This is a genomic window from Mycobacterium sp. 050272, assembly GCF_039023525.1.
Lineage (GTDB): Bacteria > Actinomycetota > Actinomycetes > Mycobacteriales > Mycobacteriaceae > Mycobacterium.
This window is the reverse complement of the sequence record NZ_JBCHKV010000039.1, coordinates 1-14,097: the sequence shown is the minus strand read 5'-3', so window position 1 is coordinate 14,097 and position 14,097 is coordinate 1. Positions and strand designations below refer to the sequence as shown.

Annotated in this window: 12 protein-coding genes and 4 pseudogenes; 4 read left to right on the top strand and 12 right to left on the bottom strand. The window is 63.6% G+C overall.

The features are described 5' to 3' along the window. A pseudogene (locus AAHS21_RS31390) lies at positions 1–95 on the bottom strand (hypothetical protein); the annotation flags it as partial. Positions 96–233: 138 nt separating this feature from the next. Here AAHS21_RS31390 and AAHS21_RS31385 point away from each other — a divergent pair. Continuing rightward, entirely contained in the window at positions 234–1,595 is a 1,362-nt protein-coding gene (locus AAHS21_RS31385; RefSeq protein WP_330981545.1) for an IS21 family transposase, read from the top strand. Beyond that, positions 1,592–2,443 (top strand): IS21-like element helper ATPase IstB, encoded by an 852-nt coding sequence (gene istB, locus AAHS21_RS31380; RefSeq protein WP_330981546.1) that lies wholly within the window; start codon positions 1,592–1,594, stop codon positions 2,441–2,443. The genes AAHS21_RS31385 and istB overlap by 4 nt, the downstream gene beginning before the upstream one ends. A gap of 63 nt (positions 2,444–2,506) precedes the next feature. On the opposite strand, the pseudogene AAHS21_RS31375 reads toward istB, so the two are convergent. The 7 genes and pseudogenes from AAHS21_RS31375 to csoR all read right to left on the bottom strand — a co-directional run. Next, positions 2,507–2,626, bottom strand: a pseudogene (locus AAHS21_RS31375) (hypothetical protein); the annotation flags it as partial. Between the two features lie 3 nt (positions 2,627–2,629). Next, a pseudogene (locus AAHS21_RS31370) lies at positions 2,630–2,871 on the bottom strand (SAM-dependent methyltransferase); the annotation flags it as partial. A gap of 172 nt (positions 2,872–3,043) precedes the next feature. After that, positions 3,044–3,595, bottom strand: coding sequence for a hypothetical protein (locus tag AAHS21_RS31365; protein ID WP_330981522.1), 552 nt, complete (start codon positions 3,593–3,595; stop codon positions 3,044–3,046). Between the two features lie 70 nt (positions 3,596–3,665). Further along, the gene (locus tag AAHS21_RS31360; RefSeq protein WP_330981523.1) at positions 3,666–3,899 is read right to left on the bottom strand and encodes a hypothetical protein; all 234 of its coding nucleotides are present in this window, start codon (positions 3,897–3,899) and stop codon (positions 3,666–3,668) included. A gap of 95 nt (positions 3,900–3,994) precedes the next feature. After that, on the bottom strand, positions 3,995–6,340 hold the full coding sequence (locus tag AAHS21_RS31355) for a copper-translocating P-type ATPase (protein ID WP_330981528.1): 2,346 nt from the start codon (positions 6,338–6,340) through the stop codon (positions 3,995–3,997). 55 nt (positions 6,341–6,395) lie between these two features. Beyond that, complete coding sequence (locus AAHS21_RS31350; protein WP_330981529.1) at positions 6,396–6,689, bottom strand: DUF1490 family protein; 294 nt, start codon at positions 6,687–6,689, stop codon at positions 6,396–6,398. An 85-nt stretch (positions 6,690–6,774) separates the two neighbouring features. Beyond that, the gene (gene csoR / locus AAHS21_RS31345) at positions 6,775–7,134 is read right to left on the bottom strand and encodes a copper-sensing transcriptional repressor CsoR (protein ID WP_330981524.1); all 360 of its coding nucleotides are present in this window, start codon (positions 7,132–7,134) and stop codon (positions 6,775–6,777) included. A gap of 117 nt (positions 7,135–7,251) precedes the next feature. Here csoR and AAHS21_RS31340 point away from each other — a divergent pair, with 117 nt between their 5' ends. Next, positions 7,252–8,007 (top strand): DUF2182 domain-containing protein, encoded by a 756-nt coding sequence (locus AAHS21_RS31340; protein ID WP_330981525.1) that lies wholly within the window; start codon positions 7,252–7,254, stop codon positions 8,005–8,007. 132 nt (positions 8,008–8,139) lie between these two features. On the opposite strand, the gene AAHS21_RS31335 is transcribed toward AAHS21_RS31340, so the two are convergent. From AAHS21_RS31335 to AAHS21_RS31320, 4 genes and pseudogenes are all read right to left on the bottom strand, one after another. Then, positions 8,140–8,604 (bottom strand): heavy metal-responsive transcriptional regulator, encoded by a 465-nt coding sequence (locus AAHS21_RS31335; RefSeq protein ID WP_330981530.1) that lies wholly within the window; start codon positions 8,602–8,604, stop codon positions 8,140–8,142. A gap of 1,233 nt (positions 8,605–9,837) precedes the next feature. Further along, a pseudogene (locus AAHS21_RS31330) lies at positions 9,838–11,036 on the bottom strand (IS110 family transposase). Positions 11,037–11,429: 393 nt separating this feature from the next. Then, entirely contained in the window at positions 11,430–12,197 is a 768-nt protein-coding gene (locus AAHS21_RS31325) for a YoaK family protein (RefSeq protein WP_330981526.1), read from the bottom strand. Positions 12,198–13,013: 816 nt separating this feature from the next. Further along, a complete protein-coding gene (locus AAHS21_RS31320) occupies positions 13,014–13,520 on the bottom strand; it encodes a hypothetical protein (RefSeq protein ID WP_342931200.1) in 507 nt (168 codons plus the stop codon). Positions 13,521–13,605: 85 nt separating this feature from the next. Between AAHS21_RS31320 and AAHS21_RS31315 the strand changes: the two genes are divergently transcribed. Continuing rightward, positions 13,606–13,818, top strand: a complete 213-nt coding sequence (locus tag AAHS21_RS31315) for a hypothetical protein (RefSeq protein ID WP_342931199.1) — start codon at positions 13,606–13,608, stop codon at positions 13,816–13,818. Positions 13,819–14,097: the final 279 nt, after the last annotated feature.

Sequence of the window (14,097 nt, the reverse complement as noted above, 5' to 3'; positions counted from 1 at the left end):
GGCAGGGCATGCTCTGTCATGTCAGCAGGTCTCCCCATCGCCACCAGGGCTGGTAGGTCGACCACAATGGTGTTGGTGGCCGGACAGTAAGACGCTGACCGCGCTCACTGAAATTCCCCACTGACGCTCATCGAAATTCCCCACCCGTGTGGCTCCGCCGAGAAGGGCGGGCCTCCTTCGATGCTGCTGGTGTCTGGCGCCTGCAGCACTGCCCGAAGGAGGCCCGCTTTCTCATGCTCACATGGGAGGACGATGTGGAAGTACATGCCCTGGCCAAGCGTGGTTGGACGATCTCGGCGATCGCCCGCCACACCGGTTTCGACCGCAAGACGGTCCGCAAGTATCTGGCTGGTGACGGTAAGCCGGGGGTGCGTGCCCGGCCCGAACCGGATCCGTTCGATGCGTTCGTCGGCTACGTCACCGCGCGGCTGACCGAGGACCCGCACCTGTGGGCCCGCACCCTGTTCGACGAACTCGAAGACCTGGGGTTCGGGCTGTCGTATCAGAGCCTGACCCGCAACATCCGCGCCCGCGATCTGCGCCCGGTCTGTGAGGCCTGCCGCACGGCCACCCAACGGCCGAACGCGGTGATCCCACACGTGCCTGGGGACGAAACTCAATGGGACTGGCTGGAATTGCCCGATCCACCGGCCTCGTGGGGCTGGGGCAAGACCGCGCACCTGTTGGTCGGCTCGCTGGCGCATTCGGGTAAGTGGCGCGGCTTTTTGGCGCCGAGCGAGGATCAGCCGCACCTGGTTGCGGGGCTGGATCGCGTCACCCGTGGTCTGGGTGGGGTGAGCAGGGTGTGGCGGTTCGATCGGATGGCCACGGTCTGCGACCCGGGCAGCGGTCGGGTGACTGCGTCGTTCGCCGGGGTGGCCAAGCATTACGGCGTCTCGGTGGCCATCTGTCCGTCGCGGCGCGGCAATCGCAAGGGTGTGGTGGAGAAGGTCAATCACACCGCTGCGCAGCGCTGGTGGCGCACCCTGGCCGATGACATGACTGTCGAGGCGGCTCAGGTGAGCCTGGATCGCTTCGCCCGGGTGCGGGGCGACACCCGGCTGCGGGCCACTGCCGATGGCCGGTCCTCGGTCGCCGTGGTGGCCAAAGCCGAACCTTTGCAGCCGGTGCCGGCGGTGCCGTATCCGGTGATCGTGGCAGAGGCCCGCACCGCCTCGCGCCAGGCGTTGGTGTCCTACCGCGGCAACCGCTACTCGGTGCCCCCGGAGCTCGCCGCCGCCAACGTGGTGGTGTCCCATCCGGTCGGCGGTGCGTTCTGCGATATCGCGACGATGAGCGGGATCGTGATCGCCCGCCACCGGATGGCCGCTGACGGGCTTGGGGTGATGGTGCGTGACAGCGGCCATGTCATCGCCCTGGATGCCGTGGCGATGGCCACCGCAGCAACCGGTCGTCCGCACCGCCGCAAGGAACGCATCCCACCCGGGCCGGCAGCCAAAGCCGCTGCCGCGCAACTGCTTCAACTCAAGCAGCCATCCACCACCGGAATTGAAACTTCAACTCCGTCTACCGAGTCCACCGTCATCGATCTGTCCGTATATGAGCGGGCCGCACAGAACAGGACCATCCAATGACCCCCACTGCACGCACCCCGAAGACCACCAGTACGAACGAGGAATCCCCGGCGGCGGCGGCGAGTCGCTATCAGCAACTGCGCTCGCATCTGGGCGAGCTCAAACTGGCCGCTGCCGCCGAAGCCCTGCCCGCCGTTCTGGACCAGGCCGCCGCTGAGGGGCTGTCGCTGACCGTCGCGTTGGAGCGGTTGCTGGCCGTCGAGGTCGAGGCGTCCACGGCCCGTCGGCTGGCCGGCCGCTTGCGGTTCGCCTGCCTGCCCACCCCGGCTACGCTGACCGATTTCGATGTCGATGCCGCCGCCGGGATCGATCGCAAGTTGATCGACGAGCTGGGCACGTGCCGCTATCTGGAGTCGGCGACCAACATTTTGCTCGTCGGTCCGCCGGGAACAGGAAAGACGCACTTGTCGGTCGGATTGGCAAGGGCCGCAGCACATGCCGGCTACCGCACCTACTTCACCACCGCCACGGATCTGGCTGCACGGTGTCATCGTGCCGCGATCGAGGGACGCTGGGCTACCACCATGCGGTTCTACGCCGGACCGACGCTGTTGGTGATCGATGAACTGGGGTATCTTCCGTTGCCCGCCGAAGCCGCTTCGGCATTGTTTCAGGTTGTCTCCCAACGGTATTTGAAGACCAGCATCGTCATCACCACCAACCGCGGTGTGGGTGCGTGGGGCGAGATCCTGGGCGACACCACCGTCGCGGCCGCCATGCTCGATCGCCTGCTGCACCGCTCGGTGGTCATCAACCTCGACGGCGAGTCCTACCGCCTACGCGACCACCAGGCCGCCGCCGAAACCCTGCGCCGAACCACCACTGGAAACCGCCAAGCACTACACTGACCGCTGCTCACAGGTGAGGAATTTCGGCGAGCACACCTGGGGATTTTCGATGAGCGCGATCAACGCCGGCGGGCCGGCTTGCGCACCAGGACAATTGGCCGCCCTGTAGGACAACGTTGGCGGATTCTTCGGCGAAAAGATCTTTCCCATCAGCTCCAACAGCGCCGACAACGTCACTTCGTTAGCGGCGGCCCGTTTGGCCAATCGTCGCAGGTGATCATCTGGCTCGACCGCCACGACCTCGGCCACGGTCCCGGGGTAATGCGCGAAGTTCATTCCGTTGCCGGCGCCGACTTCGATCACACGCCCGCTCAGCCCAGCCAGCGCGCGGTCTCGGTATTCGGCCGTTCCACGGATCTCGGAATCGGCGCTATCCGCTGATACACCCGCGCAAACCGCGGATGTTGAAGCTCCGACAGATTCGCCACGCCGCCTCCCTTGTCCGCAACTTCGGCGTCTAGTCCCATCATGCGTCGTCGACAACCAGCGCGACCGCATCTGGAGTTCGATTCAGGTTGTTCAGGACAGCCCCCATTTAGGGGCTAGGAGCCCGCCTTTCGCTCCAACAAGAACAGTGAGATTCTGCAGCGTTGCCGGCGACTATGGTCGGCCGCCAGGTCCCATCATTCCGCCCATCATGCCTTGCATCATCGGGGGCATTCCGTCGCGTACGAAGCCGGTGACTTCACGAGCGTGGGCGCGGATTGCGTCGGCAAGGATGGGATCGTCGGAGGTTTCCTCGGCGATGACGCCGGTGGGAGTCAGCGTCAGCTGGCGGCGGTAGCTGCCCGCGTTGCGGAATAGTGTTGGCAGGCTTTGGCTCATGCACATGACTTCGGAGCCCTGGTTGAGGTGGGAGTACATGCTTGATACGTGTGCGTGCAGTTTGGCGGTGAGCTCGGCGGCGTTTGATTGGGTGGTGGTGCGTACGCCGCCGGGAATCTCCTCGACGGTGCGGGTGATCTCAGTGTGTCGGTTGAACATGTCCATGTAGAGGCTCATGTCGGCCGGACTGGCACCCATCATGCCGCCGTCGGTTAGGCGAATGCGCAGCACGGGCGGACCAAGGACGCCGCGAAGCGCGTACCCGATACCCGCCACCGCGCTGGCGCCGAGTGTAGCGAGTACTGCCCGTCGGGTGAGCTTAGCCATGTGATGACCTCCCGGGAACCTTGGTCGTGTGTCTGCGGTGAACGAACCTGGCGTTCAGGGCTTTACGGGCCTACATCAACCGTCGGTAAAAGTCGTCGTTGTCTGGTTTGCTTCGGGGAATGGGGGCCGCTACCACGCCTTCGGGCCGGCCATAAGGCGCAGCGGCGGGCGGATCGTTTGACCGCCTACCGGCAGACCGCACCGCAAGGATGATGGCCGTGAAGACGGCGCCCAACAACAGCAGCTTTGCCGGCGTATTGACCATTGGGCTGCACCAGCCCCAGCCGCCGTACCAAGTCGTCATCGCATTGCCTCCTAAACCTCAACAGTGGTGAAATAGTTTCTGCTGCAGCTAAATCCGCTGTGTCTGTCATCGCTTCTCTCGTTCTTCTCTGCAAGTCACTGGGTCAATGCCGGTGCAGGTTGGCGGTTGATGACCGATTGCTGGTGGGTGTTGCGGCCGAAGCGGCGTAGCCGTAGTGAGTTGGTGACGACGCTGACTGAGGAGAATCCCATCGCGGCGCCAGCAATGACGGGGTTGAGTAAGCCGAGTGCGGCAAGGGGGATGGCGGCGGTGTTGTAGCCGAAGGCCCAGCCGAGGTTTTGATGGATGGTGCGCAGCGTCTGCCGCGACAGCTCGATCGACTGCACAACGCCGTCGAGCCGGCCGGACATCAGGGTGATGTCTGAGGCCTCGATGGCCACGTCGGTACCGGTGCCGATTGCGATTCCCAGATCGGCTTGGACCAGTGCGGGTGCGTCGTTGACGCCATCGCCCACCATGGCGACCACCCGGCCCTCGTCTTGGAGTGCCCGAATTGCGGTGACCTTGTCCTCGGGTAACACCTCGGCCAACACTCGCTCGATGCCGACTTGCGTGGCGATCGCAGCTGCGGTGCGGGCGTTGTCGCCAGTGATCATGGCGACGTGTAGTCCCATCGCGTGCAGTTGAGCGACCACGGCGGAGGCGTCGTCCTTGACCGTGTCCGCCACCGCGAGTACGCCCACAACCTGGCCGTCGCGGCCGACGAACACCGCAGTGCGGCCCTGGGTTTCGAGTTCTGCAGACGCTGCGGCAAGGTGCTGGGGTAGATCTAGATTGTGCTCGTCGATGAGCTTGCGTCTCCCGACGAACACGGGGTGACCGTCGATTTCGGCGCGCACTCCGTGGCCCGCGACGTTGGTGAACGCCGTGGCGGCCGGAATCTTGAGATCGCGCTCGCGGGCACCCGCAACGATGGCTGCGCCGATCGGGTGTTCGGAGCCCGATTCGACGGCGGCGGCGATCCCCAGCACGTAATCGGGCTGTCGGCGCTTACCGACAATGACATCGGTGAGCTGCATTTGGGCGCGGGTGAGGGTGCCGGTCTTGTCGAACACCACAGTGTCGATCTTCTTGGAGGCCTCCAGGACCTCACCGCCCTTGACCAGGATCCCCATGTCGGCGCCCCGGCCGGTGCCGACCGTAATCGCGGTGGGGGTGGCCAGCCCCAGTGCGCATGGGCAGGCGATGATGAGCACCGCGACGGCCGCGGTCATGCCCGCGACCGGGTTGCCGGCCAGCACCGTCCAGCCGGCAAACGTCGCGACGGCAACCGCGACAACGGCCGGCACGAACACCGCCGAGACCCGGTCGGCCAACCGCTGCACGGGGGCCTTGCCGCCCTGGGCTTGTTCGACCAGGCGCACGATGTGGGCCAGCGCGGTGTCGGCCCCTACGGCGGTGGCGCGCACGGTTAGCATGCCGTCGACGTTCACGGTGGCTCCGGCGACATGGTCACCGACGGTTTTTTCCACCGGGATGGATTCGCCGGTCAGCATCGACTCGTCGACGGCGGCACGCCCGTCGACAACCTGACCGTCGACGGGGATCTTCTCGCCGGGCCGGACCCGCACCAGGTCTCCGACTTGCACTTGGTCGACCGGGACGAGCACTTCCTGGCCGTCTACGAGCAGGGAGGCTTCCTTGGCGCCCATCTCCAGCAGCTTGCTGATCGCCTCCGACGCCTTGCCGGTGGCTCTGGCCTCGACATAGCGGCCCAGTACGACGAACGCGATGATCAACGCGGCGGTGTCGAAAAACAGTGGGCCACCAGCGAACAACTCATAGGTGGAGTAGATGAAAGCGGTCAATGTGCCCAGCGCGATCAGCGTGTCCATATTGGCGCTCGACGCTCGCGCTTGCAGCACTGCCCCTTTGAGGAATGGCCAGCCGGCGACGAATTGCACCGGTAGCGTCGCGGCGAAGGCCAACCACCCCGCCCACGGGTAGGCACCGAACAGCATCGGCGATGCCATCGCTAGCAGCCCTAGCGGCATGGCCAGCCATAGCCGTCGCAGCCACGTCCGGCGCTGGCGCTGGTTGTCCTCGCGCGGTGACAGCTGCCCACAGCTGGCCGGCCCCGACCCGCAGCCGCCACCGGTGTTGGTCGGCTGATCACCGTCGGGTGAGCGGACGAACAGCCGACGAATGCCGCCCGCAATTTTTCGCACGATGCCGGTGTTGCGGGGATCAGCCGAGTGGGGGGCACGCGCGGGCACTGATTCCGCCGGGGCGTGCCGCGCTTCGGTGATCGCCGCCAAAACCGCAGCGGTGTCGCAACTTTCGGGCGAATACAACACCACGACCGATGCGGTACGTGGGTAGGCGTACACCGCATCCACGCCGCTCACGCTGGCGACCATGTCCTCGATCGCGACGGCCCGAACCGTGTCGAAGCGAAACCCACTGGCCTGCACACGCATTCGTCCCGACGCGTCCGAGACGACCTTCAGCTTGACTTCGCCATCGGCGACGGTGTCAGTTGTCATCGGTGTTGCCCGGGTCGCTCACCACCGGTGTGACGTTGTCCCCGATGCGTTCTTTGGCCTCGGCGATCACGTCGGCCGTGGTTAGGCGAGCCCGCTCAGCGCTCTCGCCAGCCTTGCGTTCGGCCTCACGGGCCACGCGGATGCCCCAGGCGGTGAGGGTGACGGTCGCCGAGCGCAGCGGAACCTTCGCGATTCCCTTGCGCAGCACCTCATAGGCCGCAACCCCCACCGCGCCGGTCACCACGGTGGGTACCGCCTTGGCCACAAATCCATGCAGCACCAACATCTTCAACGCTCCCTTTCATCTCTATTCCTCAGCCACACGGTGGCTGTCGTAGCTAATGGCCAGCACCAAAAGCTGGTGGTCGTTACTCGCGGCTGCCTGCCGTCGCCGGCTCTTTGTCGCTGGGTTCGCCGACCGCATCGCCGCCTAGCTGGGCCTGCGGGCCGGTCAATGCTGGGGTGAATTTGACGGCATCTATCAACTCTTCGATGGCGGCTTGTCCGCGGCCACCGAGCACCGCCGAGGAAAAACACGTCTCCAGGTGGTTGTGCAGCATCACCCGGTTGGCACGCTCGAGCGAGGACTGCACCGCTGAGATCTGCTTCATCACGTCCACGCAGTAAGCGTCGGTTTCCAGCATCCGAATGATCCCGTCGAGGTGGCCGCGAACCGTCTTGAGCCGGTTCAGCGCCGCGTGCTTTTTCGCTGTCAATTCCTCGCTCATAGCCGCCTCATCGCTCCCATCGACATCCGATTCGTCCGAGCATACCCCACCCCACCCGGGGTGGGTACTGTTCGAGTAGTTATCGCATTCGGGGAATCACTGAAGGGAGTGTCTTAAGTGGACAACGGCCAAGGGCGTGCATGGTCGCGGACTGATATCTGGTTGCCGGCAGTGCTGTTGGGATTGGCGGGTTTGGGTTGGTGGTGGTCAGTGGTCAGTGCGGCGGGTATGCGTGGTGACGCCATGCCGATGGACAGCCAATCCACGATGTCGCTGGCCGCGTTCCTCATTGCGTGGGCGGCCATGATGGCTGCCATGATGCTCCCCGCGGCATTGCCAGTGGTTGGCCGCTACGCCCGCGCCGCGGGCGGCAGGGCCGCTGCGGCGATCGTCTTCGTGACCGGATACCTGGCCGTGTGGACCGCTGTTGGCGTGCCGGCCTTTTTCGCGTCGACCCATCTGAACCCGGTGCTCCATAGCTGTCCGTGGGTCGGCCGCGTCGCCGGCGCGGTGGCCCTGATCGCGGGGCTGCATCAGCTCACGCCGTTCAAGGCGACATGCCTGCGCTATTGCCGCCGAACCACGTTGTTGTCCGGCGCGTCCGGCAACAACCTCAACAGTCCAGCCCGCGCATTGCTCGCCGGAGGCCGTTACGGCATTTACTGTCTTGGTTCTTGTTGGATGCTAATGCTGGTATTAATCGCTTTTGGCACAATGCAATTGGGGTGGATGCTGGCGCTGTCGGTCGTCATCTGGCTGGAAAAAGTGACGCCCTTCGGCGACCAGCTCAGGCATGCGACCGCGGCAGCACTCGTCGTCCTCGGCGTCGCGCTACTGGTACATCCCACATTTGTCACCCACCTCATCTCATAAAATGGAGGCGGTGGGACCTCGACGCCCGGGCCGCGGTGAAGCCGGTGCCCGCCAGCGCAAGATCACCGGGCGCCCAAGGTGTTGACGTGACCGTAGCCGAATAGCCTAGGAATTAACGGCTTTCGCGGGTTCTTATACGCCGCCCGTACTGATTGTCTCGTCGCTGGGATGACGATGCCCGATGGTTGCGCCGGCATCCAGGTCGCTTTCTAAGATCCAGCACACCGTGGAATGGTCGTGTTCGGTCGGTACGGCCTGCGAAGCGTAGTCAAGAAGGGCCTGCAAGTGACTTTCGAGCGCATTGAGTTCGGCGATCTGCGCACGGACTTGGTCCAGGCGAGCGGTTAGGACTTGTCGGACGTGCCCGCACGGCACCTCGCCACGGTCGTGAATCGCCAGGATTTGCCGGACCTTCCGCAAGGTCAGCCCGGCCGTTTGGCCCCGACGGATGAACCGTAACCGCTCCACAACTTCAGGCCGAAAGTCGCGATAACCCGACGCAGTGCGCGCGGGCGGCGGTAGCAGCCCCGAGTCCTCATAGAAGCGAATGGTTTTGGCGCTGGTGTCGGCCAGTTTCGCCAGCTCGCCGATCTGCATGCGCCCCTCCCTTGACCTTCTAGTCCACTGGAAGGATAACACTGGATTTTGGGTCGGCAGACCGCCGAAAGCGCGAACAAGATTGGTGGTGATTGTGGCGAGCACAGCGCTCCACTCGCTCTTCGCAATCTCTCGCAGAGCCCCACGACCGCAATCGAAGGCGCGCACGGGACGCTCGGCCACGATGATCGTAGTCACGGTGTGGGCGCTCGTCGGCGTCGCCGGTTGTTGGCTGGCGCCATCCGAGCCTTCTCAATCGAATCCAGCACACACCTCTTACGCATCCCCGAGCGCCGGATTCGCCGTCAACGCTGACCATTCGGCTGCCGACTGCACGGTGTCACCGGCATGCCCCCAAGCGTTCGCGATGGCGGTGCTGCCACTGTCGCCCAAGGCTCTGGTCGCGCTGGGGACCGCCCTAGCGGTGACCACCATCCTCGGTTCAGCTATCCACGATGCGACAGCGGCGAGGCGGGGCCCGCCCCGCGGCGTCCCCGTCGCCCTTGCGGGTCGAGATGTCTTGACGCGGTTCTGTCTAGCGCGTCGCTGATCGGTCAGCGTCAGGCCGTTGCACCTCGTTCGCGCGGCCAGTGACCAATGACCTTGTCAAGGGCGCACTTTAAAGCGAGAACCCGCTGTCGAAGCGGCGATCGGACCACGCTCGTGGTGGCTTGGCTCATCGTCGGATGAGCTTTCGATCAAGAACCCAAACGATCACCACGGTCGTGCGGAAGATCCCTCGCCGCCACAAGCCTTTTGCCCCGCGTGCTGGGGCCTCAATTCCCTACCCGGTCTGGGTCTCGGCGCACGACCGCGGGAGTAAGCGGACAACACGATAGAGAAGAGAGAATCTAATGAAATCTGAAATTGGGAAATCGCTCGCGCTGGTCGGTGGCGCGGCTGCAGTTGTTTTGGCGGTCGGATTTAATGGTGGGGGCGACGACAAGTTGCCAAGCACGCCGAGAATGACGACAACTGCGTTCGTCGTGACGCCAGCACCCACACCTCCGGCCCCTCCCGTAGGCGTCGCCGAGGGTAGACCCGGGGCTAGTCTGCGCGGTTGCATTGTCGGCCTCAACTGCGGCCCGATAGGCCCGATAGACCCGATAGGCCCTAAACGTCCCAAAAAACCCCGACCGTCCCAAACGACCCAGACTGCCCATGTCCCAAACACCCTCTCCCCCCGCCCGTAATGCGGCAGGAACACGGCGGGATCGATTCTCGATGGGTTTATCAAGCCGCTGCGGCGGTTGGGATTTGGTAGGTGGTGTGGTCGCGCAGCATGGCCCACAGGACGTTGAGGCGTCGCCGGGCCAGGGCCAGGACTGCTTGTCGGTGGGTGTTTGCCCTCAGCACGTTTGCGGTCTTCGTAGGCCCGGGAAGCGGGGTTGGTGCGGGCGGCACTTTGAGCGGCAAGATAGCAGGTGCGCAAGAGTCGTCGGTGATTGAGGCGGGGGCGTTTGAGGTTGCGCTGATGCGCCCGGAATCACGCGGTACCGGTGCGAGCCCGCAGATACCAGCCAAACGATCGGCGGAGTCGAAAGCGCTCATGTTTCCCCCTGTCGCGGCGAGGAATTCGGCGCCAAGAATGACCCCGAACCCGGGCAAGCTCAGGATGATTTCGGCGTACCGGTGGCGGCGAAATCGCTCCCCGATCATTGTCTCAGTGTAGGCGGTTTCGGGTGTCGAGGTTGATCACCTCCTGGGCTAGCCGGGCCACCATCGCGACGGCCAGATCTTGTCCGGGCAACACCGTGTGCTGGGCATGGGCAGCTTCGAGTGCGGCGACGGCCACCGCCTCGGCAGTGCGGGCCTTGCGTTTCCGCAGCCAGGCGACCAGCCGCGCGGCGCCGGCGCGACGTAGTGCCTCGGGGGGTTTGGTAACCGGTGAACAGGATCGGCGCGGCCTTGTGTTGACCGTAGTCAAACGCCCGCTCGAGGGCCGGAAAGCACTCCAACAGCCGAGCGCGCAGCCGGTTAAGGGCTCGGGTGCGATCGGCCACCAGATCAGCGCGCCGGGCAGCCAAGATGCGCAGCTCCACAGTGATCTCATCGCCGCCACGCAACGGCTGCAGATCACGGCGCATCCGGGCTTGATCGGCGATGATCGCCGCGTCTTTCGCGGCGCTTTTCGCGTCGCCGCGATAGCTGCCCGACGCGCAATAGACACTTCGCCCGGGGATATAGAGCAGCCGCTGGCAGGCCTCCGTTAATAGGGCGATCAGCAACGCAGCACCACCACCGGCCAGATCAATCGCCCGGGTGAGGTCGCCACCATCAGCCAGCGCGGTGACCGCATTGATCAACTCTCCTAGTGTCGCCTCATCGTTAGCTACCCGCCGCGAGAGCACCCTCTTGCCGTCAACGTCGATAACGACGCAATGGTGCTCTGCCTTGCCGGCATCAACGCCGGCCCATAGTTGCTGTGGCACAACCACCTCGGTGTTCGTTGTCGGTCTTTGAACCCACCAGACGACTACGCCGACGTGTCCTTACACAGCGATTTGCATCGCACCTCTCGAGTCGTCGCGGAACGCCGGGCGGCCAATCGATCCGAGCCATCACAAGGCAGAATATGGCAAGCCATACCCGACGCCCCTGGGTACTCAAAGCCTGCGACCGACAGCCACGAATACCCTGCAAAAACCGTAAGGAATATGCAGGGTTTGTATGCTGCCGATTACGCTGTGTGCCAGCTGATTTCAGTATTCTAACAATCGCCGATAATTTATCAGCTGCGTCAACCCCCGTAGCTTCGGCGCGTAAGCATGTCGTGAGCCCACGGGGGGGTTGCTCGCGGCGCGTTGTTCACCAACTGTGCCTTTTCAGTTCGTCGGCGGCTGATTCCCGAGCGGGCTAACCAACCGGGTCATTCTCAGCAGTGAAAGGCGAGATGGACGTCTGCTATCTGACTCCTTCAAAAGGACACGTCGGTCGGCATGGAAATAGGTGTATCCGGCGGTGAGCGAGCACAAGATCGTGGCGATTGTCAACATCTGAGATCCATTTGCTACCAAGCTAATAGAACCACCGATGGTGGCACCCACGATGAAGCTTATATACAGCAGAAGGTATCCCAACCACGCGGCTGCTGAGCCGCCACTGATGTGGCGTTCAATGCCCTGGCCCATCTTCACGAGCGTTCCGGTCACGTAGCTCAGCGGGGTTGACACCTCGCCGTCCTTGACAAATGAAGTATTGAGGGCACCTACGCCGAACGCGACAAAAAGAATTGGCTCGAGGGAGAGGTCCGCTGTTGCCGACCACCCATGTGTGGCGAGGCAGACGGAGGTGGCGCCCCCCAGCGACAAGGCGGTGAGGACCGTCGGGCCATGAGGATGTGCAACCCAAAGATGGCGTCTGCACAATGACGCAACCACCACGCCGCCGACAAAGGCTGCCACCAACAGCGCCGCTGTTATTGCGGGCCAGGGCTGATCGCGAAAGTATGCCAACGCGGCACGTTCGGTGTTGCCGGTCATAAAAGTCACGAAGTATCCGGCGGAGTGAGTGAACGCCGCGGCACCAATCAATCCGGCCAGCGCGGCCAGGACCCATGACAGCCGTGTTTCGCTGTCGAACCCCTCGCGCATACGGCTGATAGCAAATGGCAAATGTCTGCTCCCGTGCGGCTGAACCGTTCGGCTCTTTGCCCACCCACATGTCTCGGTTGACACCATCGTCTTACGCCGAACGGTCGGCGTAATCAGGGGGCAAACGGCACCCGCGCCGAGTTGGGCGCAGCGAATTCTTCACCAGTTCTGCCTTTCAGTTCGTCGGTTGATAATTCGGCGGGCGTAACGGGTGCGCCGAGCACCGCCCGGAGGCGGGGTTTCGTTCCAGCGTGGCGGTGGGTGGTTTCGGCGGCCGAATGCTGATTTAGCGCGGCCAGTAGAGTCACCCCAGGACACTCGATGTCTCGGCCGATCCCATCGCGTTCTGCTTCGCGGGCTGTTTTACCTGCGGCTCAAGCTGACTGCGGAGCAGGTATACGGTTGCCGACGCCTCAACTTTTCTTTTAGTCGGGTTCCAGCGAACAGCCAAGGCACCGACAGGCGCTCGAGGCCTTGGCTGAAGGTGATCAGTGGTTGCACGCGCACTTGGGGTGACCACACTTGCAACTGGCTGCGTGGATACACGCGGAGTCGTTGCACGTGCAACCGGTGGATTTACAGTGGCAGGTTTCAGTCTCGTTCATAGCCCAAAACAGTACCCCGGTAGGGTATCGCGTGGATCTCGGTCTAATTGCTGCGTGAGGACAATATTCTCGATCACTCCCGACGCGCACGTGGAGTCGATTTTGCTGACAAGGATTGACCGGCTTAGCCGAAATGCTGCTGATGTTATGGCCGCGATCAGGTACCGAATCGAACTCTCCGGACCGGTGGCGCACCTACAAGGTCCATGTCTCAATTGACGTGGAGCGTGATTTCGGCGGTGTGCACGATGCCAGCGGTTTGAAACTCGATGAACAACCGCCAGTTCCCGGAGGCCGGAAAAGCCGACTCGATGCTCAGGCTCGGGCCGCCCCGGTCCCTAGTTACCGGACTGCTCGGGTGCATGTGTGCGAAAGCCAGGTTTCCGGCCCGGATGGCGGTGACGTGAGCATAAGTGTCCAAATAAGGCTGCAACTCGGTGACAGGCTCACCACCGCTGTTGAAATCTAATGTGACCGAACTGTTTTGGCCTGCGGAGGGCTGCCCGGACACGGAGACCGTGTAGCCGTCGACGCTGGCGATGTTGCTCGACGAAGGCAGGGGTGCGGTGGTGGCTTGTCCGGGCACCGTCAGCGGTGTCGAAAGCACCAACGGAACGGCTACATCGCTCGGGTGGCGGGCGGTGAATTGAGTGAAAGCCCGCCAGTCACCCGGCGTCATCGCGGGTAACGCGACAGTCCAGGTGCCGTCAGTGGCCATGATGGGGTGCAAGTGCGCGAACCCTGTCAGGTCCGAGCGGATCACATAGAAGTGCAGCAGCTTAGTTTGCTCGGGGACAAACTGAGTGACTGGTTCGCCGTCGGGCGAAGTGATCCTGAAGGTGAAGGTGCCGGCGGTGTTGGCCGTGAGCATGGTGGCGGCGGGCACAAGCGTGAACCCGAATTGCGATGCCGACAGCCCATCTCCAGCGAGCATTGGCTCGGTCATCCCCGGCATGCTCGACATTGTTGGCGCGGTCGATGCCGCCGATACACCCGGCGTGGTGCTCGTCGCGTGAGTCGACATGCCGTTGCTACAGCCACCGATAACAAGGACCGTAGCGATAGCGCCGAACGTCCCCACAAACTCAACGCGGCGACCGACGAAAGTAGCAAGGTTCATGAGGACAGCGTACCGGTTTACCCCTAGGGGGTATCTCGGCTAGCCGCTTAGCAGGGAGAGGTTTGTCAGTCCCAGCTAGTTGTTGCGGGTCATGACGTTGTAGACGCCGACATGGTCGGGATGTGAGGAGGACGGGTCCTTCGGCGGCAGGATGAGAAATCGCCAAACCCCTCGT